15 protein-coding genes are annotated in these 22,486 nt (G+C 58.0%); 10 read left to right on the forward strand and 5 right to left on the reverse strand.

The window, feature by feature from the left end; all coding sequences use genetic code 11:
• The first annotated feature begins 195 nt into the window (after positions 1–195).
• From folD to ACZ46D_RS04285, 10 genes are all read left to right on the forward strand, one after another.
• Positions 196–1,083 (forward strand): bifunctional methylenetetrahydrofolate dehydrogenase/methenyltetrahydrofolate cyclohydrolase FolD, encoded by an 888-nt coding sequence (folD, locus tag ACZ46D_RS04240; RefSeq protein WP_464928790.1) that lies wholly within the window; start codon positions 196–198, stop codon positions 1,081–1,083.
• 82 nt (positions 1,084–1,165) lie between these two features.
• A complete protein-coding gene (gene cooS / locus ACZ46D_RS04245; protein ID WP_464928791.1) occupies positions 1,166–3,163 on the forward strand; it encodes an anaerobic carbon-monoxide dehydrogenase catalytic subunit in 1,998 nt (665 codons plus the stop codon).
• A 41-nt stretch (positions 3,164–3,204) separates the two neighbouring features.
• Positions 3,205–5,817 carry an acetyl-CoA decarbonylase/synthase complex subunit delta gene (locus ACZ46D_RS04250; protein ID WP_464928792.1) on the forward strand — a complete coding sequence of 871 codons (2,613 nt, stop codon included), beginning with the start codon at positions 3,205–3,207 and terminating at the stop codon, positions 5,815–5,817.
• Between the two features lie 138 nt (positions 5,818–5,955).
• A complete protein-coding gene (acsB, locus tag ACZ46D_RS04255) occupies positions 5,956–8,160 on the forward strand; it encodes an acetyl-CoA decarbonylase/synthase complex subunit alpha/beta (RefSeq protein ID WP_464928793.1) in 2,205 nt (734 codons plus the stop codon).
• Positions 8,161–8,248: 88 nt separating this feature from the next.
• The gene (acsC, locus tag ACZ46D_RS04260) at positions 8,249–9,604 is read left to right on the forward strand and encodes an acetyl-CoA decarbonylase/synthase complex subunit gamma (protein WP_464928794.1); all 1,356 of its coding nucleotides are present in this window, start codon (positions 8,249–8,251) and stop codon (positions 9,602–9,604) included.
• Positions 9,605–9,668: 64 nt separating this feature from the next.
• Complete coding sequence (gene fdhF, locus ACZ46D_RS04265; protein ID WP_464929250.1) at positions 9,669–13,784, forward strand: formate dehydrogenase subunit alpha; 4,116 nt, start codon at positions 9,669–9,671, stop codon at positions 13,782–13,784.
• A 158-nt stretch (positions 13,785–13,942) separates the two neighbouring features.
• Positions 13,943–16,996: an FAD-dependent oxidoreductase gene (locus ACZ46D_RS04270; RefSeq protein WP_464928795.1), complete on the forward strand. Its 3,054-nt coding sequence runs from the start codon at positions 13,943–13,945 to the stop codon at positions 16,994–16,996.
• Between the two features lie 118 nt (positions 16,997–17,114).
• The gene (locus ACZ46D_RS04275) at positions 17,115–17,747 is read left to right on the forward strand and encodes a hydrogenase iron-sulfur subunit (protein WP_464928796.1); all 633 of its coding nucleotides are present in this window, start codon (positions 17,115–17,117) and stop codon (positions 17,745–17,747) included.
• A gap of 182 nt (positions 17,748–17,929) precedes the next feature.
• Positions 17,930–18,433, forward strand: coding sequence for a type 1 glutamine amidotransferase domain-containing protein (locus tag ACZ46D_RS04280; RefSeq protein ID WP_464928797.1), 504 nt, complete (start codon positions 17,930–17,932; stop codon positions 18,431–18,433).
• A gap of 214 nt (positions 18,434–18,647) precedes the next feature.
• A complete protein-coding gene (locus ACZ46D_RS04285) occupies positions 18,648–19,103 on the forward strand; it encodes a hypothetical protein (RefSeq protein WP_464929251.1) in 456 nt (151 codons plus the stop codon).
• 111 nt (positions 19,104–19,214) lie between these two features.
• Here ACZ46D_RS04285 and ACZ46D_RS04290 read toward each other — a convergent pair whose 3' ends face one another.
• From ACZ46D_RS04290 to ACZ46D_RS04310, 5 genes are all read right to left on the reverse strand, one after another.
• Entirely contained in the window at positions 19,215–19,718 is a 504-nt protein-coding gene (locus ACZ46D_RS04290) for an MgtC/SapB family protein (RefSeq protein WP_464928798.1), read from the reverse strand.
• A gap of 95 nt (positions 19,719–19,813) precedes the next feature.
• Positions 19,814–20,161 (reverse strand): transcriptional regulator, encoded by a 348-nt coding sequence (locus tag ACZ46D_RS04295; RefSeq protein WP_464928799.1) that lies wholly within the window; start codon positions 20,159–20,161, stop codon positions 19,814–19,816.
• Between the two features lie 52 nt (positions 20,162–20,213).
• On the reverse strand, positions 20,214–20,651 hold the full coding sequence (locus tag ACZ46D_RS04300; protein WP_464928800.1) for a hypothetical protein: 438 nt from the start codon (positions 20,649–20,651) through the stop codon (positions 20,214–20,216).
• A gap of 229 nt (positions 20,652–20,880) precedes the next feature.
• Positions 20,881–21,417 (reverse strand): hypothetical protein, encoded by a 537-nt coding sequence (locus ACZ46D_RS04305; RefSeq protein WP_464928801.1) that lies wholly within the window; start codon positions 21,415–21,417, stop codon positions 20,881–20,883.
• 152 nt (positions 21,418–21,569) lie between these two features.
• Entirely contained in the window at positions 21,570–22,181 is a 612-nt protein-coding gene (locus tag ACZ46D_RS04310) for a hypothetical protein (RefSeq protein WP_464928802.1), read from the reverse strand.
• Positions 22,182–22,486 lie beyond the last annotated feature (305 nt).

Below are 22,486 nucleotides of genomic sequence, written 5' to 3' on the forward strand. Positions count from 1 at the left end.
GCTTTTTGCAAGTATATCTACCTATTGAAATGTCGTGTTAAATTGGGTAGTTTTGTGAGCTCTGATCCCCATTTTTGCCTTGCCGGGGCCATCATCCGAGGTGATTTTCACCTGGGAGATGAGGCGGCAGGTCTTTTTCTGGCGATTCGCGCATTGATAGAGATATCTATAATTTTTTATATAAGGAGAAGATGAATGAGTGCCAAGATTATCAGCGGGACGGAAGTTGCAAAAGCCATTCGAGAAGAGTTGAAGATCGAGGTCGCGGAACTTAAAGAAAAGCATGATGTCGTTCCCGGTCTCGTCACGATCCTGGTGGGAGAAGACCCGGCCTCTCAGTCTTACGTCAGCGCCAAGAACAAGACTGCCCATGCGCTTGGCATTCATTCCGAACAGATAACCCTGCCCGCCGACACCAGTGAGCAGGATCTGCTGGCCATTGTCGAAAAATGTAACAAGGACAAGAAGATCCACGGCATTCTCGTGCAACTGCCCCTGCCCAAGCATATCAATGAGACCAATGTGCTGTATGCCATTGATCCGGCCAAGGACGTGGATGGGTTTCATCCGGTGAATGTGGGCAAGATGGTGGTGGGCGAGGAGTGCTTTCTGCCCTGCACGCCCCACGGCATCCTCGAATTGCTTACCCGCAGCGGCGTGGAGACCAGCGGCGCCGAAGTGGTGGTCATCGGCCGCAGTAACATTGTCGGCAAGCCCATCGCCAACCTGATGCTCCAGAAGCGCAAAGGCGGCAACGCCACGGTCACCCTGTGCCACACCCGGACCAAGGACATGGCCGCCCACTGCAAGCGGGCTGATATCATCATCGCCGCGGTCGGCGTACCGAAAATGATAACCGCCGACATGGTGAAAGACGGGGTGGTGGTAATCGATGTCGGGGTGAACCGGATCGGCAAGACCGCAGAAGGCAAGGCTATTCTCGCCGGCGACGTGGATTTTGATGCGGTAAAGGAAAAAGCCTCGTATATTACCCCTGTTCCGGGTGGGGTCGGACCCATGACCATCACCATGCTCATGAAAAATACCGTACAGGCGGCCCGGCAGGCCGCGGGTCTGAACTAAGCGGCTGCCGCAGGCATAAAAAGTAATCAGAGGGCATTTGCTTTTCTGTTACATAGCGAACCCAAGATGCTGAGGACATACGATGGCGATCAAACGAAATGGATGTGAGGGATGCGCGGATCTTACCTGCGTCTCCACGCAACAGATTCTCTCCCAGGATATAGCCAAGAACGTCAAAACCGGCTATGACCGCGTTAAAGCGCGGGGGATGTCGGCCTGTCTTTTCGGCTCCGGCGGAACCTGTTGCCGCAACTGCAATATGGGGCCTTGCCAGATCATCGACGGAGTGGAAGACATGCTCGGCATCTGCGGCGCCACCGCCGACACCGTGGCAGCCAGGAATTTCGCCCGTACCGTGGCCGCCGGTTCTGCCGCGCACACCGATCATGCCCGGGAGATGGTGAAAGGTTTTATTAGCGCAGCCAAGGGAGAGGGGCCGCATCAGATCAAGGATGTGCCCAAGCTGAAAAAGCTGGCCGAGGTTTTTGGTATCGTCACCGAAGACCGTGAGATCAAGGATATCGCCATTGAGCTTGGCGAAAAAGCCCTGGCCGAATTCGGCAAGCAGGATGATGCGCCGCTTTCCATGCTGAAACGGGCTACCCCTAAACGCCAGGCCCTGTGGAACAAGCTTGGCATCGCGCCCCGCGGCATCGACCGGGAGGTGGTGGAGATGATGCACCGCACCCACATGGGCGTTGACCAGGAATACGAAAATATCATGCTCCAGGCCTCCCGCACCGCTTTGTCCGATGGCTGGGGCGCCTCCATGCTGTCCACCGAATTGACCGATATCATGTTCGGCACGCCGGTACCCCGCCGCGCCATCGTTGATCTCGGGGTGCTCAAGACCGATCAGGTCAATATCACCGTGCACGGGCATGAGCCCTTGCTGGCCGAGGCCTTGTGCATCGCGGCCCAGGATCCGGAGATGCTGGAACTGGCCAAGAAGCAGGGGGCCAAGGGCATCAACCTGGCCGGCGTCTGCTGCACCGGCAACGAGATTCTCATGCGCCGCGGAATTCCGGTGGCCGGAGGTTTTGTGCAGCAGGAGATGGTCATCGCCACCGGCGCCGTGGAGGCGATGGTGGTGGATGTCCAGTGCGTCATGCAATCCGTGGCCGAGGTGGCCAAGAATTTCCACACCGACATCATCACCACCAACTACCGGGCCAAGATGCCCGGCGGCATTCATATCCAGTTTGAAGAGCACGAGGCGCTCGAGTCTGCCAAGAAGATCCTGACCCACGCCATCAAGAACTTCAAGAAACGCGGCAAGTGTTTTATCCCCAAGGAAACCAAGATGGACGTGGTGGTGGGTTTCAGCCACGAAACCATCAATACCATGCTGGGCGGCCGTTTCCGCGCCAGCTACCGGCCGCTCAACGACAACATCATCAACGGCCGCATCCGTGGCGTTGCCGCCATTGTCGGCTGCGACAATTTTAAGCTGGCGGACGACACCCATGAAACCATCGTCAGGGAGTTGTTGAAAAACAACATACTCGTCCTGGCCACGGGCTGCGCCGCCACCTCGCTCGGCAAGATCGGCCTGCTCAATCCCGAGGCGGCCCGTTTCTGCGGGGATTCCTTGCGGGAGGTTTGCGAGACCGTGGGTATGCCGCCGGTTCTGCACATGGGCTCCTGCGTGGATAACTCCCGAATCCTCATCGCCGCCACCGAGATGGTGCGACAGGGCGGCTTGGGCGACGATATTTCCGATCTGCCCGCCATCGGCACCGCTCCCCTGTGGATGAGCGAAAAGGCCGTGGCCATCGGCCAGTATTTCGTGGCCAGCGGCGCCCAGGTTGTCTTCCAGAATCTGCCCGTTTCCGGGGCTAAGAATTTCAACAAGTATCTCACCGAAGGGCTGATGGCCCAGGTGGGCGCCCATTGGAATATCGCCTCGGAACCCCTGGAGATCGCCCGGATCATGATCGAGAAGATCGAGGAAAAGCGCGATGCCCTGGGGATCAACAAGAAGAAAGAGCGTGTTCTTTTCGACATGGACATGCGGCGTGACCTTGGCGGCGGCGGTCTGACGGACGTTGGCTGCCATGGCCCGAGCGTCGTCTCTTGATCTTTTTTATAAGCAAGAATTAAGGATAAGGATCATAACCGATGAAATCGGGAAGCCGTTTAGAACGGATTTTAACATCAGGAGAGTTCGCAGTCACCGGCGAGCTGGGACCGCCCAAGAACGGCAATGCCGAATTGGTGCGGGAAAAAGCCCGGCTGCTCAAAGGGAGTGTTGACGCGGTCAACATCACCGACTGCCAGACCGCCATCGTCCGCATGTCCAGCATCAGCGCCGGTCTGTTGACCCTGGCCGAGGGGGTGGAGCCGGTCATCCAGATGACCTGCCGCGACCGCAACCGGATCGGGATGCAGAGCGATATCCTGGGCGCTGCCGCCTTGGGGCTCAAGAACCTGCTCTGCCTAACGGGCGACCATCAGAAGTTCGGCAACCATCCCGGCTCCAAGGGCGTCTTTGACATGGACTCCATCCAGCTTCTGGGGATGGTGAAGACCATGCGGGATGAGAAGAAATTCCAGTGCGGCGAACCGATCAAGTCGCACGAGCCCAGGCTTTTCCTCGGTGCTGCGGCCAACCCGTTTGCCGGGCCGTCCGAGCAGTTCCGGGCTGCCCGGCTGGCAAAAAAGGTCGCTAATGGCGCGGATTTTGTCCAGACCCAGATCATCTACAATGTGGAGCGCTTTGCCAGATTCATGCAGGCGGTCCGCGATCTCGGCCTCCACAAAAAGGTCCACATCCTGGCCGGGGTAACCCCGCCCAAATCCGTGGGCATGGCCCGCTACATGAAGAGTTCCGTGCCGGGCATGGATGTCACCGATGAGGTGATCAAACGGATGCAGGGCGCCAAGGACAAGGAAGACGAGGGCATCAACATCTGCGTTGATATCATCCGCCAGGTCCGGGAGATCGAAGGGGTGGCCGGCGTCCATATCATGGCCATTGAATGGGAAAGCGCTGTGCCGGAGATCGTCAGCCGGGCAGGGCTCGCCACCCGTCCGGTCTTTGCCGACGAGCCGGTTGCCCTTGCGGCGCCGGTTTCGGCCATCGAGATTCGGACCACAGTGGCCGGGGGTGAGGAAGGTGATGCTGTCCTGGCGGCAGCCAAGGTTGAGGCAGAAAAAATTATCGCCGCGGCCAAGGCGGAAGCCGCCCAGTACCGTGCATCAGCCACGGCCGGCACCAGCGGTGCCGGGGTGGTTGGTCAGGCAAGGATTGAAATAGAAGAAGCAGGAGAGGATGCGATGAACGAAAAAGAACGGCAAATGGCGCTTGACTCGGTACGTCTCGGTCTGGATGCGCTGAAAAAGGCCTACGGCTTGTCGGACGATCAATTTGATGCCCTGGTGAAATTTGCCGGAGCCGAGGCTATTCTCAAGCGCGAGCCGTTGCTCGCCGTTCCTGTTTCCCCGGCACCGGCTCCGGTTGTCCCGGCTGCTCCTGCGCCGGTGAAGGACGAGAGCGCAGCCAAGAAAGCCGCCGAAGCTGCGGCGATGGAAGAGGCCAAGAAGGCTGAAGTTGCAAAGAAAGCAGCCACGGAGCAGGCGGCGGCAGAGGCCAAAAAGGCGGAGGCGGCGAAAAAGGCTGCCGAGGCTGCCGCTGCGGAAGCTGCCAAGAAAGTCGCCCCGGTTAAGGCTGCGGAAGAGCCCAAGAAAGCTGCCGCGCCTGCACCGAAGAAGGCAAGCTCAGCCCCGGCCGCCGCAGTCGGCGCGGCTGAGCTTGCCTGCGAAAAAACGCCTTTGAGCGAACGGGCCGCCAAGGTTCCGGAAGCCTCCTACAAGCAAGCTTACACCGGCGCCATCCGCGAGACGGCTCTGGGCGACGGGGCGAGCGGCATCAAGGTGGGCGGTTCCAACACCCTGTCGTTCCATCTCTTCGAAGGAACCATGGGCAACAGCCCCAAGATCGCCTTTGACGTCCTTGATGTTAAGCCCGAGGAATGGCCCGACTCCCTGGCCCGTCATTATCAGGATGTTCTGGACAATCCCCTGGCCTGGGCGCAGAAATGTGTCAAGGAGTATGGCGCGGACGCCATCTGTCTCTCCATGGTCAGCACCGACCCCAACGGCCTGAACCGGCCTGCGGGTGAGGCAGCCAAAGCCGCGGCCGAGGTGGTGAAAAATATCGAGGTGCCGGTTATTGTCTGGGGTTGCGGCAACGGCGAAAAGGATACGGAAACCCTGCGGGAGATCACCTCCCTCATCGGCGACAAGAAGGTGTGTCTGGCCCCGCTTTCCGACAGCAACTACCGGGCCATCGGCGCAACCGCCATGGCCTTCCAGTACCCCATGGTTGCTGCTTCGCCCATTGACGTGAATCTGGCCAAGCAGCTCAACATCTTATTGGAGAATCTCGGGGTCTCCCTGGATTCTGTCTTGATCGATCCTTCCATCGGCGCTCTTGGCTACGGCATCGAATACACCTACTCCGTCATGGAGCGGATTCGCCTTGCCGCCCTTACCCAGAAAGACGAGAAGCTGCAGGTGCCCTTTATCTGCAACCTGGGCCGCGAGGTCTGGAAGGCCAAGGAATGTCGGTTGCCTACTGACGAGATGATCGGCGACCAGGAAACCCGGGGCATTCTCATGGAGGCCATCACCGCTTCCTGTATGTTGATGGCGGGCGGCGAACTGATGATCATGCGGCATCCGAGAGCGGTTTCTCTGACCAAGTCGCTGATCGCCGGTCTCATGGGCTGAGCCGTTGTTCAAGAGGTAAAATAATTGGCATGTCGGGACCGGCATAAGGTGCCGTAACGAAAAGTTGAGCAAGTAGAGGTTTTTTCGTAACGGCTCCTAAATTGTCTGAACTTGTAGAGTAAAGAGGAGAAATACCAAATGTCTAAGATCATCTGTTCAGCCGCCATCCGTGGGGCTCACAAGATAGTTGATATGGCGGAAGCGAAGTTCGAGGAGGCCATCAAGAAGTACGGCCCTGAGCAAGAGGTGCATTTCCCGAACACCGCCTACTTCCTGCCGGTTATTTACAGTATGCTGGGCGCCAAGGTACAGAATCTGGGCGACATGAAGGATATCTTCAAGGAATGCCGCACCCTGCTGCCGGAATTGGTGAGCGAGAATATTTGGCTGCCGTACCTCGCCCCGGCTCTGGATGCGGGCATGGCCACCTTTTTTGCCGAGGAGATGTACGAGGCTATCCGCTATCTGGAGACCCCGGATTTCTACACCAAGACCGAAGATCCGCTGGAGAACAATATCTGGCTGGGTGCTGCCGACGACGTCATCTTCCGCAAACGCGGCGTCGAGTTCGTGGACGGCACGGCCCCTGGTTTTGCCGCCATCATGGGCACCCCGGACAACAACGAGGTTGCCTCGCGCATCGCCTTGGAGTTGCAGGAGAAGAACCTCTATATCTTCATGCACGATCAGTCCAACGGCAAGAATATGGCCGAGCGTCTGGTGGAAAACAAGGTGCAGGTCGGCTGGAATACCCGGCTGGTGCCTTTTGGCAAGAGCTACACCTCGGCGGTCTTTGCCATCGGCTTTGCCTGCCGCGTGGCCATGGCCTTCGGCGGCATCAAGCCCGGCGACTACAAGGGCAACCTGATCTACAACAAGGACCGGACCTTCGCCTTTGTCATGGCCTTTGGCCCGGTTTCCGACGAGTGGTACGCCAACGCGGCCGGCGCCATCAACTGGGGTTTCCCCACCATTTCCGACTACGATATTCCCGAGATACTGCCCACCGGAATCTGCACCTACGAGCACGTGGTCAGCCGGGTGCCCCACGAGGAGATCGTCCAGAAGGCCATCGAGGTGCGCGGCCTCAAGGTCAACGTCACCAAGATCGACATCCCCTTGTCCTTTGGCCCGGCCTTTGAGGGCGAGCGTATCCGTAAGGACGACCTCTTCATGGAATGTGGCGGCGGCCGGACCTCGGGGGTTGAGGTGCTGGTTTCCAAGGATATGTCCGAGGTGGAGGACGGCAAGGTTACCGTCGAAGGGCCGGACATCAAGGACATCCAGGTGGGTCAGAATCTGCCCCTCGGCATCCTGGTCGAGGTTGCCGGGCGCGGCATGCAGTCGGACTTCGAGCCCATCCTCGAGCGTCAGTTCCATCACCTGATCAACTACATCCAAGGCATCATGCACATGGGCCAGCGGAACATCATGTGGCTCCGGATCGGCAAGGCTGCGGTGGAAAAGGGCTTTTCCCTCGCCCACATCGGCAAGGTGTTGCACGGCAAACTGCATCAGGAGTTCGGCGCCATTGTCGACAAGATCCAGGTCAAGATCTACACCGAGCTGGATAAGGTGGAAGAGGTTCAGGAGCTGGCCCGCAAGGTATACGCGGAGCGCGATGAGCGGTTGGGTTCCATGACCGACGAGACCGAAGAGGTCTTCTACTCCTGCACCCTGTGCCAATCCTTTGCCCCGAGCCATGTCTGTGTTATCACCCCGGAGCGGATCGGCATGTGCGGCGCCTATAACTGGCTGGACGGCAAGGCCTCCTATCAGATCAACCCCACCGGCCCCAACCAGCCGATTCAGAAAGGCGACTGCCTGGATGAGAAGCTCGGCCGCTTCAAGGGGATCAACGATTTTGTCGACCAGACCTCCCGCGGGGCTGTAACCGATCTTGCCCTCTACTCCCTGATGAACAGCCCGATGACCGCTTGCGGCTGTTTCGAGGCCATTGCCGCCATGCTGCCCCAGTGTAACGGCATCATGGTGGTCAACCGCGACTACAGCGGCATGACCCCTTCCGGGATGAAGTTCACTTCTCTGGCCGGTATGGCTGGCGGCGGCGCGCAGACCCCTGGTTTTATCGGGGTTTCCAAGCATTTCATGACCAGCCCCAAGCTGTTTGTTGCCGAAGGCGGGTTGCAGCGCATGGTCTGGCTGCCCAAGATGATGAAGGAAGAGATCAAGGACAAACTCATGGAGCGTTGCAAGGAAATCGGCATGCCGGAGTTTTACGACATGATCGCCACCGAGGAGAACGGTACCACGGAGGAGGAAATCCTCGCCTTCATGAAAAAAGTCGGGCATCCGGCTCTTGAGATGGAAGCGCTTGTTTAATTGACGATATAAGCTATCCGCTATCAGCGATACGATTCAAGATTACTATTCAAGCTTACAGCTTGCCTTATAACGGAGGAACAGACAGATGGCTTTAACAGGTATTCAAATCCTCAAGATGCTTCCCAAGAAGAACTGTGGGGAGTGCGGTATCCCGACCTGTCTTGCCTTTGCCATGAAGGTGGCTGCCGGGCAGATGGAAATCGGCGAATGTCCGTATGTGAGCGATGAGGTCAAGGAGCAGATCGGCGAGGCTTCCGCCCCTCCGATCCGGACTGTTAAAATCGGTTCCGGGGACAGCGCCTATACCACCGGCGGCGAGACCTGCCTGTTCCGCCATGAAAAACGGTTTGAGAACCCCACCGGTATTGCGGTGCTGGTCACCACCGACATGAGCGAGGCCGAGGTCGAGGGCCGCATCACCCGGTTCAAGAACCTCCGCTATGAGCGGGTCGGCGTTCTGCTCAAGGCTGACCTCATCGCGATCAAGGATAGCAAGGGCGACAGTGCTGCCTTTACCGCCCTGACCAAGAAGGTGCTGGACGGTGCCGCCGATGCCGGCCTCATCCTGATGAGCGACAAGGCCGACAATCTCAAGGCTGGTGCTGCGGCCTGCGGGGAACGCAAGCCCCTGCTCTACGGTGCCACCGCCGAGAATGCCGAGGCCATGGTTGCTGTGGCCAAAGAGACTGGCTGCCCCCTGGTTGCCAAGGGCACAAACCTTGACGACACCGTGGCTGTTTCCGAGAAACTTCTTGCTGGTGGGCTCAAGGATCTGATGCTCGACTCCGGAGCCCGCACGATCCGCGCTGCTCTCGAAGACAGCGTGGTGGGCCGGCGTTCCGCCATCCGCGCTAAATTCAAGCCCCTGGGTTTTCCCACCATCACCTTCCCCTGCGAGATCTCCGCCGATCCGTTGATGGAGGCCATGGTCGCCTCGGTGCTCATTGCCAAATACGCAGGTATCGTTGTGCTTTCCGATCTGCAGGGCGATATCCTCTTCCCGCTGTTGCTGGAGAGGCTGAACATCTTCACCGATCCCCAGCGGCCCATGGTGGTCCAGGAAGATGTGTATAACATCAACGGCCCCACCGAGGATTCCCCGGTGCTCATTACTTGCAACTTCTCCCTCACCTACTTCATCGTTTCCGGGGAGATCGAGGGGAGCAAGGTGCCTTCCTGGCTACTGATTAAGGATACGGAAGGGCTTTCGGTCCTCACCGCCTGGGCGGCCGGCAAGTTCGGCGCGGATATGATTGCGGCCTTTATGAAAAAATCCGGAATCGAGTCCAAGGTCAAGCATCGGGAGCTGATTATCCCCGGCTACCTTGCCTCCATGAAGGGTGAGTTGGAGGAAGAGCTGGCCGGTTGGACCATTACCATCGGCCCCCGTGAAGCCGGACATCTGCCCGCCTTCCTGAAGGAATGGAAGCCCGCGGCATAAGGGAAGTTGCATATTCATCGGCTTAGGAGCCGTAACGTAACCATATACAACGACTGAACCGGCTATGAATATCACAATCAACGGGTATGAAATTGTTGCCGAAGAAGGGATCACCATCCTGGAAGCGGCAAAACGGGCGGATATCCATATCCCCACCCTGTGCTACGTGAACAAGGGGACCTCGGACATCCCGTGCGGGATCTGCGTGGTCAGCGTGGAAGGGGTGGAGGCTCCGGTTCGGTCTTGTGTAACCCCGATCCGCGAAGGAATGCAGGTCACCACCGAGTCCAAGGAGTTGCAGGCCAAGCGCGCAGAGCGCATGACCCTCCTGATGGAGACTCATTTCGGCGACTGCAAGGCGCCCTGCAATCTCACCTGTCCCGGGCAGATCAACGTGCAGGGCTACATCGCCCATGTGGCCAAGGGCCAGTACGAAGAGGCCTTGCGGTTGGTCATGGAGCGCAATCCCTTTCCCTTTTCCGTGGGCAGGGTGTGTCCTCGGTTCTGCGAAACCCGTTGTCGCCGGATTCTCGTGGATGAGCCGGTGTCCATCAACCATCTCAAGCGCTTTGTTGCCGACTGGTGCATGGCGCACAAGATCGACCTGCGCATCCCCCGCGAGCCGGCCACCGGCAAAAAGATCGCCGTTATCGGCGGCGGCCCTTCCGGCTTGACCGGCGCCTACTACCTGGCGCGCAAAGGCCACGATGTCACGGTCTTCGAGTCCGCCCCCAAGCTTGGCGGCATGTTGCGCTACGGCATCCCCGACTACAAGATCCCCCAGGATGTTCTTGATTACGAGATCAGCACCATCCTGCGCATGGGGATCAATGTCCGCATGAGCCAGAAGTGGGGCGAGGATTTCACCCTGCAATCCCTCAAGGATCAAGGCTACGAGGCCATCCTCATCGCCACCGGCACGCCGGTGGACGAGAGCCTGGACATCCCGGGCTGTGCCTTGCCCAAGGTGATCCCGGCCACGAAATTCCTGCGGAATATGGCCGAGGGCAAGGTCGGCAACTACGGCCGCTCCGCCGTGGTTTTCGGCGGCAACAATGTGGCCATGGAGGTTGCCCGTTCTCTGTTGCGCAACGAGGTCGGCCAGGTAACGATCATCTATCCTCGGGCTCAGACCGAGATGTCTGCCAATCAGCGCAATATCCGGGTGGCGGAAAAAGAGGGCGTCCAGTTTCTGCTCATGGCCGCGCCGGTCAACTTCAGCGATACCGACCACGGCATCAGCGTGCAGTTGATCCGGACCAAGCTCGGTGAGCCGGACGAGAAGGGCATCCGCTATCCCGAGGCTATCCCCGGCTCCACGGTGAATATTCAGGCAGATACCGTTATTGTTGCCCAAGGATTGAGCGCTTGCCACGAGAAATTCGAGGGTGGCGAACTGGAAGCGACCTTGGAGCTGACCCCGAAATGTAATGTCAAGGCCAATCCCAGAACCTCGTTGACCAACCATCCCGGCATCTACGCGGCCGGTGATGTGACCAGCGGCCCCCGTTCGGTGATCCAGGCCGTGGTTGCGGCCCGGCGGGCGGCGGAAAATATCCATGCCCAGGTCATGGGCATTACCAAGACCGTGAACGAGAGCCGGTTCAACTTCACCCGGGGCAAGGGCTTCGATGATGTCGATCTTCGTAATTTTGAGGGGATCAACATCAAGCTGCGCGAGAAAATGCCCACCAGGCCGCCCCAGATCGCCACCCAGGATTTCAGCGAGATCAAGCTCGGGTTTTCCGAGCAGATGGCGATCACCGAGGCCAAGCGTTGTCTGTCCTGCGGCTGTCGCGCCTTTGACCGCTGTGACCTGAAGAAACTGGCCACGGATTTCGGCCTTGATCCAACCCGGACCGGGATGGCGGCAAAGCCGATCTACACGGAAAAGATTGCCCATCCCATGATTCAGGTGGACCTGAACAAGTGCATCTACTGCAAGCGCTGCCAGAACAGCTGTGAATACAATGCCCTGGAAATCAGCGCCGACGGTGTCGATGACAAGGGGAGGCCGCTGGGTCTGCGTTTTAAGTTCAAGGAAAACTGTGTCAACTGCGGCAGCTGCGTGGACAACTGCTCCACCGGCGCCCTGAACAAGAAAGACGCCCTGGTGCCGGTGGTCAACGAACCCATCCGCGAGGTGCGCTCCACCTGTCCGTACTGCGGTGCAGGCTGCCAGATCATCCTCAAGGTGAAGGGCAATACCCTGATGGAGGTCACCTCGGATCCGGACCTGGCGCCCAATTACGGGGCGCTGTGCGTCAAGGGTCGGTTTGGGCATAATTTCGTCCAGCACAAGGATCGTCTGACCAAACCCCTGGTGCGCCGGGGCTCCCAACTGGTGGAGACAAGTTGGGAAGATGCCCTCAATGTGGTGGCCAAGCGTTTCTTCGACATCAAGGCTATGTACGGACCGGATTCCATTTCCGGCTTCAGCTGCGCCCGGGCCAGCAACGAAGAAAACTATCTGATGCAAAAATTCATGCGGACAGCGATCGGAACGAATAATATCGATCACTGCGCCCGACTCTGACACGCTCCCACGGTGGCCAGTTTGGCCCTCACCTTCGGCAGCGGCGCAATGACCAACTCCATTGCGGATACAAAGAAAACTGATCTCTTTTTCATGGTCGGCAGCAACCCGGACACCAGCCATCCCACCATCGGCCTGCGCATTCATCAGGCTGTGGATCGCGGCGCTAAACTGGTGGTGGTGGATCCCCGCCGGACCAAGCTTGCCGAGCGGGCCGATCTCTGGCTGCGGATCGTGCCGGGAACCGACGTCGCCTTTTTAAACGGCATGATGCAGGTCATCCTCGAGGAGGAGCTCTGGGACAAGAAGTTTGTCGAGGAGCGCACCGAGGATTTTGACGAGCTTGTCCGGTTGGTCAAGAAATATACGCCGGAGATGGTGGAAAAGATCACCGGCATCAAGGAAGATCAGCTGCGCCAGGCCGCCAGGATGTATGCCGCGGAAGGCAGGCACGCTGCTTTTTGGGGCATGGGCATTACCCATTATGTCACCGGTACCGACCGGGTGAAGTCCATCGCCAACCTGACCATGCTTTGCGGCAAGATCGGGTTGGAAGGCACCGGCTGCAATCCTCTCCGGGGCCAGAACAACGTCCAGGGCGCCTGCGACATGGGCGCGCTGTTCAATACCCTGCCGGGTTATGGCGGCCTGGAAACCGACGATCTCTTTGCTAAGTATGAAAAGCACTGGGGCATCAAGCTGCCGCGGCGTCCGGGTAAACCCGCCACCGAGGTCTGGGACAATGTCTTCAAGGGCCATATCCGTGGCCTTTATATCTTCGGGGAAGATCCCGTAGTGGCCGACGCCAATATCGCCCATGTCCGGGCGGCCCTGGAAAAGGTCGATTTCCTGGTGGTTCAGGATATCTTCCTGACCGATACCGCAAAGATGGCGGATGTGGTTTTGCCTGCCGCCTGCTACGCGGAAAAGGACGGCACCTTCACCTGCACCGAGCGCAGAGTGCAGCGGATTCGCAAGGCGGTTGAGCCGCCGGGCGAGGCCAAGCCGGACTGGCAGATCATCTCCCTGCTTTCCCAGCGGATGGGCTATCCCATGCACTATAATTCCGCCTCGGAGATCTTTGACGAGATTTGCCAGCTGTTGCCGCAGTACAAGGGGCTTTCCTACGAACGGCTGGAAAAGGTCGGGTTGCAGTGGCCGGTGCCGGATCAGAATCATCCCGGCACTGCGGTCTTGCATACGGATAAGTTTACCCGGGGCAGGGGGCTGTTCATTGCCGAGGATTACATCCCTCCGGTGGAACTGCCCGACGAGGAATATCCGCTGCTGTTCACCACCGGCCGCGATATTGCCCGGTACAACTTCAGCAGCATGACCGGCAAGACCCAGGAGATCGACGAGATCAGCCCGGAGTGCTTTGCCGAGGTGCATCCTGCGGATGCCGAACGTTTGGGGCTTAAGGAGAAAAACTGGGTACGGCTCACCTCGCGGCGCGGTTCGGTGCAGATGCGGGCCATCATCACCGACCGGACCCAGGAGGGCACCATCTTCAGCACCTATAATCATTTGCAGGCGCTGGTGAACCTCCTGACCCTGGACGCCCTGGATCGTCTTTCCAGGACCCCGGAGTATAAGCTGTGCGCCATCAAGGTTGCAGTATTAGGCGATGAGTTACCGGATTGACCTTTTTTGGAGTGCGGTTTGGGCTCCTAAGCCGTCAGTTGAAAATAATTGTACTATTGGAAATGCCATGACCGGCATAAGGATCCGTAACGAAATGGTCTAGGAGCTAGACATTTCGAAACGGCTCCTAAATTTTTTAATTTGAGTGGAGTTACACGATGGGACAAGCAAAAGATAAGAAATCAGGGACGGTCATGGTCGTCGGCGGCGGTATCGCCGGCGTTCAGGCAGCCCTTGATTTAACCGAGCTTGGCTACTATGTCTATCTGGTAGAAAAGTCTGCGGCCATTGGCGGCGCCATGGCCCAGTTGGATAAAACCTTTCCTACCAACGACTGTTCGCTTTGAATACTCGCGCCTAAGCTGGTAGAGGCCGGTCGGTCTCCCAATATCGAAATCTTAAGCAACGCTGATTTTCTTTCCCTTAACGGGAAGCCGGGCAGTTTCACGGCCACGCTGCGGATGCGTCCGCGGTACATCGATGCGGATAAATGCACGGCCTGCGGCCTCTGTACCAAGTACTGCCCAAGGCATCTGGTGGATCAGTACAACGAGGGTCTTGCCGTCACCCGGCCGATCCACATCGACTATGCCCAGGCAGTGCCCGCCACCTATTTCATCGATCCGGAGGCGTGCCTGTACCTCAAGCACGGCACCTGCCAGATCTGCGTCTGCACCTGCCAGAGCAAGGCCATTGATTTCAGCCAGAAGGCAGAGGAAAAAGAGATCCAGATCGGCGCGGTGATCATGGCCCCAGGCTTTGGCCGGGTTCCCGATGCAACCCTGGCCAAATACAGCTATGGTTCGCACCCCGACGTTATGACCAGCCTGGAGTTCGAGCGGCTGCTTTGCGCCTCCGGCCCCTTTGAAGGCGAGGTCAAGTGTATTTCCGACCGCAGGCATCCCAAGAAAATCGCCTTTATCCAGTGCGTTGGCTCCCGCGATCTCGGCTGCAACAACGGCTACTGCTCTTCGGTCTGCTGCATGTATGCCATCAAGGAGGCCATGGTTGCCAAGGAGCATGACCCCGAGGTGGAGATCACCATCTACTACATGGACATGCGGACCCAGGGCAAGGGCTTCGATGCCGCCCAGAAGAAGGCGGAGTCCATGGGGATCAAGTTTGTCCGCGCCCGGGTGGCCGATGTCATGCCGTGGGACAAAAATTTAAAGCTCACCTATTCCACCCTGGACGGGACGCACAGCTTTGAGCCCTTTGATATCGTCGTGCTCTCCGTGGGGCTCGATGCTCCGGCAGACGCCAAGAACCTCGGTGAGATCGCCGGTTTTGCCCTGAACCATTACGATTTCTGCAAGACCGAGACCTTTGCCCCGCTGCTCACCACCAAGCCCGGTGTTTTCGTGGCCGGCGCTTTCCAGGGCCCCAAGGATATTCCGGAAAGCGTCACCCAGTCCAGCGCGGCTGCAGGCTTAGCGGCCGGGCTTATTGCCAAGGATCGCGGCAAGGCCTTGGTGCACAAGACCTATCCCAAGGAACAGAAAACCGGCAAGGATGAAGAGGTCCGGATCGGCGTCTTTGTCTGCCATTGCGGGATCAACATCTCCAGCGTGGTGGATGTGGCCTCGGTTGAGCAGTACACCGAGGGCATGGAAGGCGTGGTCTACCATGCCCAGAGCCTGTACAGCTGTTCCCAGGACGCCCAGGAGGTGCTCAAGGCCAAGATCAAGGAGCATAACCTGAACCGGGTGGTCATTGCCGCCTGTTCGCCGAGAACCCACGAGCCGCTCTTCCAGGAAACCCTGAAGGACGCGGGGTTGAACCGCTGTCTCTTTGAGATGGTCAATATCCGCGACCACTGCTCTTGGGTGCATGCCAACGAGCCTGCGGCCGCGACGCAAAAATCCAAGGATCTGGTGCGCATGGGCATTGCCAAGGCCCGTCATATCCAGCCCCTGCCCGAGCAGACCGTGCCGGTTATCCCCAAGGCCCTGGTCTTGGGCGGCGGGGTGGCAGGGCTGACTGCCGCCCTTACCCTTGCCGAACAGGGCTTTCATACCACGGTGGTGGAAAAAGAAGCCACCGTGGGCGGCCATCTCCAGCATCTGGCTTACACCCTGCAGGGCGACACGGTGTCCACGGTTCTGGCCGAGTTGACCGACACGGTGAAAAAGAGCAAATTGATCGAGGTGTTGACCAATACCGAACTGACCCAGGTCAGCGGCTTTGTCGGCAATTTCAGCTCGGTGCTTACCACCACCAAGGCCAAAAAAGCCACGGAAACCACCCTCGACCATGGGGTGATCATCATCGCCACCGGCGGCCGCGAGCATCGGCCCGAGGTGGTGCTGGGCAACCCGATCAAGTATTCCGAAACAATCGTTACCCAGCGCGAGTTGGAGCAGCGTTTGTCCGGCAAGGGCAAGAACCTGGCGCCCAAATCGGTGGTCATGGTGCAGTGTGCCGGCTCCCGGGGGGATGACCTCAACTATTGCAGCAAGGTCTGCTGTAATCACGCGGTGAAAAACGCCCTCAAGATCAAGGCCCTTGATCCGGCCTCCCAGGTGGTGGTGCTCTACCGCGATATGCGCACCTATGGCTTTGCCGAAGACGCCTACCGCGAGGCCAGGGAAAAAGGGGTGGTCTTCATCCCCTACACCATGGATAACAAGCCCAAGTTCAAGAGCAGCGGCAAGAAGATGAGCGTCACCTTTTTCGATCCGATCCTGCGCGACGAGGTCACCATGACCCCCGATGTCCTGGCCTTGAGTGTCGGTATTGTTGCCGAAGGGACCGAAGACTTGAGCAAGCTCTTGAAGATTCCGGTGAACGAAGACAAGTTCTTCCTCGAGGCCCATGTCAAGCTGCGGCCGGTGGAATTGCCGGTGAGCGGGGTGTATGTCTGCGGCCTGGCCCATTCGCCCAAGCCGGTGGAGGAGATCATCGTCCAGGCACAGGCAGCGGCGGCCAAGGCGGCTATGCCGCTGGGCAAGGGCTTTGTTTCGGTGGAGCCCACCATCTCCTGCGTGGACAAGGAAGCGTGTATCGGCTGTGGCCTGTGCGAATCGCTCTGCCCGTATCAGTCCATCCGGATCATCAAGGACGAAAACGGCAAGCGCAAGGCCGAGACCATCACCGCCTCCTGCAAGGGCTGCGGCATCTGCGCCTCGCATTGCCCGGTATTCGCCATTTCCATGGGCGGCTACACCGACGAACAGATCAACGCGCAAATCACCGCCTTTGGCGAAAAATGATGAACTTGTAAAAAAAGAAAAAGTTTACAGGTTCGCAACGAAAAATTAACAAGTTACAACCGAATACCCGTTGTAATCGCGTTTTTGCGATTTCAACAAAAGTAGAGGAGTAGTGGTTATGAGTCAGAAAGATTTCAACCCGAAGATCCTGGGTTTTCTCTGCAACTGGTGCTGCTATGCCGCCGCAGACAGTGCCGGGGTTTCCCGTTACCAGTATCCGCCGAACCTGCGGACCATCCGGGTGATGTGCACCGGACGTCTTGATCCGGCCTTTGTTCTGCGTGGATTTGCCGAAGGTGCCGACGCCATCTTCTCCGGTGGCTGACAACTCGGTGAATGCCATTACCAGGTTGGTAATTACGACGCGATGGGTGTGAGTGCATTGGTGAAAAAGGTTCTGGCCGAGGTCGGGATCAAGCCGGAGCGGTTTGGTCTGCAGTGGGCCTCAGCGGCGGAGGCGCCGCGCTTTGTAAAGCTGATCACCGATTTTACCATGAAGACCAAGGAGCTTGGCCCCATAGGCCAGGCGGAAGGCTTGACCCCCGAGGAGTTGAAGGTCCGGATCGACAAGGCCCTTGCCCTGGTGAGCGACCGCAAGCTGCGGATTGCTCTGGGCAACACCACCAAGACCATCCGCAAGGAGGCGAATTTCACTCAGGAGTTTATCACCTCGGTGATCGAGGATAAGCTGGGTAAAACCATCACCGCCGGTCTGGAAGGCGGTGGCGCGGAGGCGGCAGCCAAGAAGTAAACGCGGTAAACAGTACGAAAGAAGGTGTTCCAACGGGAGGCGCGGGCAGTTGTTCGCACCTCCCGTTTTTTTTGTCGAGGGGGCGGAAAAAACCCGGCAGGGGAGGGGGATCTGCACTCACTCCTTTTGCTTGATCACCGCATAATAATTTCTTACTGTTTATGTATCTCTCTGGAGGAGATATGAAAGCCTTGATTATCAGTGCGGACAATTTTGAAGACTCTGAGCTGTTGGTTCCCGCCAACCGGCTGAAGGAGGCGGGCGTCGAAGTGACCGTGGCCTCTTTGCGCTGTGGGACCATCAAGGGCAAGCACGGCTACAAAGTGGCCGTGGATAAGACCCTTGACGAGGTCAACCCTGACGATTATGCAATTCTGATCCTGCCTGGGGGTGCGGCGCCGGCGGTGGTGAGAAAGGAGCCGAAGGCTCTGGAGATCGCCCGGCTCTTTATTGCTCGTGGTAAACCGGTTGCCGCCATTTGCCACGGGCCGCAGATTTTAATCAGCGCCGGCCTATTGCAGGGGCGCCGCGCCACCTGTTACAGGTCGGTGGCTGATGAGCTGAAAGAGGCTGGCGCGCTCTATGAGGACCAGGAAGTGGTTGTGGACGCCAGCTTGGTTACCTCCCGGCAACCGGCCGATCTCCCCGCGTTCATACGCGAGATCATGAAACAACTCGGACTTTAATTCGGACGGAGTTGATTTATTGAATTATGGTATAATGAGTGTCGTCGAGATCGAAAGATGTCATGCCATGGCCCATCTCGACACTGTCCGGCAAAGCATTTTTTTGTCGGCACCAGCAACAAGACCAGTGATTTTCTGGCCGATGTCCTTCTTCTTTGGTGGAAGGAAAAGAAGCAGGATCTTTTTTATGATCCAGAACAACAGGAGATTCACAATGAAACGTTTTCTGATCGCAGTAGCAATAGCTGCTGCCACCGTCTCCACCCCGGCACTCGCTGCCGACGTTGGCGTCTCGGTCAGTATTGGCCAACCCGGTTTCTATGGCCATATTGATATCGGCGACTACCCGCAGCCCCGAGTGCTCTATCGTCAGCCGATCATCGTTGAGCGGGTCCAAGTGGAACGCCCTCCGGTCTATCTGCGCGTCCCGCCGGGCCACGCCAAAAATTGGCGCAAGCATTGCCGCGAATACAACGCCTGCGGCGAGCGCGTATTCTTTGTGCGTGACGACTGGTACGAACGCGAATATGTTCCGCGTTATCAGGAAAAGCATCGTGAGCGCGGGGATGATGACCGCCGTGATGAGGGCAGGAATGATGACCGCCGTGACGAGGGCAGGAATGGTGATCATGGGAAGGATAAGAAAAACGGTAAGGGGCATGGTCACTAAAGCTGCAACCAAGAAGTAAACGCTGTAATCATCACGGAAGAAGATGATCCAACGGGAGGTGCGGACAGTTGTTCGCGCCTCCCGTTTTTTTTTAGGGGAGGGGATGGCGGCTTATTGCTGATGATCGTCGGGCTTGTCGTCACGCCGCCGCGTAAAAGGCAAATGCGGGTGGTGTACCCCTTCGCGCAGCATGAGGAAGCTGGTTTCCAGAAGCTCGACTCCGGTCAGCACCCCGACCGTAAGCACGGCCAAAACCACGCCGCCATGCTCATAACCCAGGCCGATGGCCGAACCGATGGCCGCCAGCATCCAGATTACCGCTGCGGAGGTGACCCCCTGCACCAATCCCTCCTTGGCCATGATCACCCCCGCGCCGAGGAAGCCGATACCGGTGACCACCTGGCCCACCACCCGGCTGGGATCAGCCATCGTACCCGCGGTGATCAGAGCGCCCAGGGCGACAAAGACCTCGGTGCCGAGGCAGATCAGGATGCTGGTGCGGATGCCTGCCGGTTTGCCGCGCAGCTGGCGCTCCAGGCCGATGATGCCGCCACAGATGATGGCCACGGCGATGCGCTGCCAGAAGATCGGGGTGTAGGGGTCGAACACTGGCATGGGCAGAGGCTCCGTTGGGACTGTTTCAGTGAGGTTTCCCCGCAGGGGAAAGTAGTGTTGTTCTTATGCCAATCTATTGCTGAAATCGCAATGTGTCAATCAGGCTCATGCTCCTGCAACCCCAGAATGCTGAAAAGTGGGTCGTCAATCGCCTCGCTGCGGCAGACCGGGCATTTGCCGGGCGGCGTCATCCGGTCGCGTTTTGCAAAGATGAACCCGCATGCCCGGCACTCCGCCGGGGTCACCGCAAGCACCGCGCCGGTGGCGTGCAGGCTGCGGCGGATATGTTCGAGATGGGAGGAGACCTCCTTTTCCGGGAGGTGGACAGCGATGGAAATATCCTTGGCTGATACAGGCCCCTCGGTGAGCAGCGCGATGATGGCATGACGGGTCGTCTCCTGGGCGGTGCGGGGAACCATTGGCTTTCGCGGTTTGTGCTTCATGGCGCCTCGCTGGAGATTGCGTCGATGGGGAGCCCCAGGCTGGAGAAGAGATTTAGGGGTTGCTTCGCAAGTCTGCCATCAGAAAGGGGCGGGGCTCCGTGTTGGCAGGCTCGCTGGTGAAGTTCTCTTCCAGGCCGGTTTTCAAGGTGGCCAGGAGCGCCTTGGTCGCGCCAATGAATTCCGCATCGTGCTCAAGCCTGTTGATGGTGGCATGCAGGACAATCTTCTCGGGGTAAGGGGGATTGCCGGTGGTCACGGTCCAGGCCAGGGTGTTCGGGCAGTCCGGCACGGAAAAACGGACCCCGCCCATGACATCTTCCTGCCGGAGGTGAAAACGCCCCCAGTGGCGGAAGTAGATGACCCGGCCCAACTCCTCCGCTTCATCCACCGCCTCAACCTCCTCGCAAAAGAAGGGAAGGGTGTCTACGGATACCTTGTTCCTGATTTCTTCCTGGGTGGTCAGGACGTTGGCGAACTCGAAAAATTCCATAATGTTCTTCCTAAACAACCATAAATACGGGGAGTGTCCCTAGTTTATTATGACATGACTGAGAACGAAACAAATCCTGCTTTGGCAGGGTTTGTTGTTTCCGGAAATCAAGGAACAACATGCTTGATTATTTCGCACTACCGGGAAGTAAATATACTGTCCCTGGAAGACTAGCGACTAAACCCGCGCTGCTTGTGCGGGTCGGGTGAAGCCTGATGTTAGAAGCGCATCAACGAGCCGCCCCAGAAACAAAGCGCCGCGCCTCGTCTAGCTTCTCCTTGAACACAGCAATTAGGTACAAGGCGTGTTCATGGGCCATTTGATCTTCATGGAGGAGTGCTCGATATCGCGCTTCATGATGAACGAGCGCACTGATGCCAGTCGATTCATCCCAATCGGCCACTTCGTCCCAAAAGCTGGCGGCCTGACGGACTCCAGCTTCAACTCGCGGCAAGTATTCCGCAAATAGCGCGGTGTAGTTTGAAAGCAGCGTTTGTACGGTCTGCGGCTCTGCATCGAAAATGGCCTTTATTGTGCCAATTTCTATACGTGTTCTGTCAAGCGTGCTCCTGCTTGTGTTGATTGCCTCAAGAAGTGAGGAGCGCTGCTTTTCAAAGCCTTCATGTCGTTCTTGCTCGTATGCTTGGCGCGCGTGCGTTAATCCACGGTGATTCACCCAGGCGGACCACGCTGATGTTACGAAACTCAGCACACTCACACCTAGCGCGATAACGGCAATCCATGTGGATGTATCCCAGTCAGGCATCACGTTGCTCTTCTAACAAGTTATTCTACGGATATGGCCATCATGTCGGGAATCATGATGGCCAGAAATATAAATAGAAAATGGTCGGGTTCCCCATAGCCTCCAACATTCATCCCTGGGTGCAGTAGCAAGGAATAACCCGAGTCCCCACACTACTGCTCCAGATTGGACACGATATCCGGAATAGCCTGCCTCATCACATCCTGCATGGTGTTGCGGAGCATGGTCTCGGCCAGGCGGTCGCGGTCCTTGATCGCCAGGTCGCTGCCCTTTGCCTCGTAGTGCAGCTTGCGCACCGGAGCGCCGTTTTTCATTACCGTGAGGGAAACGCTGATGGTACAGGTGGCGTCGACTTGGGGGACCTTGGTGATCTGATCTACAACCACTCGAGCCTCGGTGATCTCCACCACTTTGCTGTAAAGATCCGGAGCTTTCTTGGCCGGGATCACCGCATAGCCGGTCTGGCTCAACTCACGCTGCAAGGCGCTCTGCACCAAGCTGGCGGGGGAGACGCCGCTCCACAGGGTGTCAACCATCACCCCGTCACCGTTTTTGGTATTGCCGATGGCCCATGCCCCGGAAGCGGTCGGCGGCTGCAACTCGGCGTTGATGAGATAGAGGTCGCCGCCACCGAAGCGGGAGGTGGTGATGGGATCGTAGCGCATAACAAGCTGCTTGGTGTAGGTTGCGCAGCCTCCGAGGATGAGGAGGGCCATAAGGCTGAGGGCCAGCAGGTTGCGACGGCGGGGGGTAAAATGTTTCATGGGAGTTCTCCTTGGGTTGGGTTCTTATTTCTTTGGCCGGGAATGGTCCGGCAGTGCGTATTTTTTGTAAGTACTCATTTTATTCCCCCGCCCCTTGCGGGAGGGGGCTAGGGGGTGGGGGTACTTGCCGGAGTTGAGCCAATCGGCAGCTTCACCCACCCCTCGATCCCCTCCCGTCAAGGGAGGGGAGGAAAAGAATTAGGGAAGCGGGCTGTTTGTCGGATGAAGATGCTGATTGGTTCCCTTTCTTCATCGGAATGTTATGCCCAATGGTGCGGGGAAGTCAATGGAAAAACCTGAAATGG

The organism is Thiovibrio sp. Mzg5 (genome assembly GCF_055379285.1).

Coding starts and splice junctions, on each gene's coding strand:
- ACZ46D_RS04280 (WP_464928797.1), top strand. CDS start 17,930: ATGAAAGCCTTGATTATCAGTGCGGACAATTTTGAAGACTCTGAGCTG.
- ACZ46D_RS04285 (WP_464929251.1), top strand. CDS start 18,648: ATGAAACGTTTTCTGATCGCAGTAGCAATAGCTGCTGCCACCGTCTCC.
- ACZ46D_RS04305 (WP_464928801.1), bottom strand. CDS start 21,417: ATGCCTGACTGGGATACATCCACATGGATTGCCGTTATCGCGCTAGGT.
- folD (WP_464928790.1), top strand. CDS start 196: ATGAGTGCCAAGATTATCAGCGGGACGGAAGTTGCAAAAGCCATTCGA.
- acsB (WP_464928793.1), top strand. CDS start 5,956: ATGTCTAAGATCATCTGTTCAGCCGCCATCCGTGGGGCTCACAAGATA.
- ACZ46D_RS04290 (WP_464928798.1), bottom strand. CDS start 19,718: ATGCCAGTGTTCGACCCCTACACCCCGATCTTCTGGCAGCGCATCGCC.
- ACZ46D_RS04300 (WP_464928800.1), bottom strand. CDS start 20,651: ATGGAATTTTTCGAGTTCGCCAACGTCCTGACCACCCAGGAAGAAATC.
- ACZ46D_RS04295 (WP_464928799.1), bottom strand. CDS start 20,161: ATGAAGCACAAACCGCGAAAGCCAATGGTTCCCCGCACCGCCCAGGAG.
- ACZ46D_RS04250 (WP_464928792.1), top strand. CDS start 3,205: ATGAAATCGGGAAGCCGTTTAGAACGGATTTTAACATCAGGAGAGTTC.
- ACZ46D_RS04310 (WP_464928802.1), bottom strand. CDS start 22,181: ATGAAACATTTTACCCCCCGCCGTCGCAACCTGCTGGCCCTCAGCCTT.
- cooS (WP_464928791.1), top strand. CDS start 1,166: ATGGCGATCAAACGAAATGGATGTGAGGGATGCGCGGATCTTACCTGC.
- acsC (WP_464928794.1), top strand. CDS start 8,249: ATGGCTTTAACAGGTATTCAAATCCTCAAGATGCTTCCCAAGAAGAAC.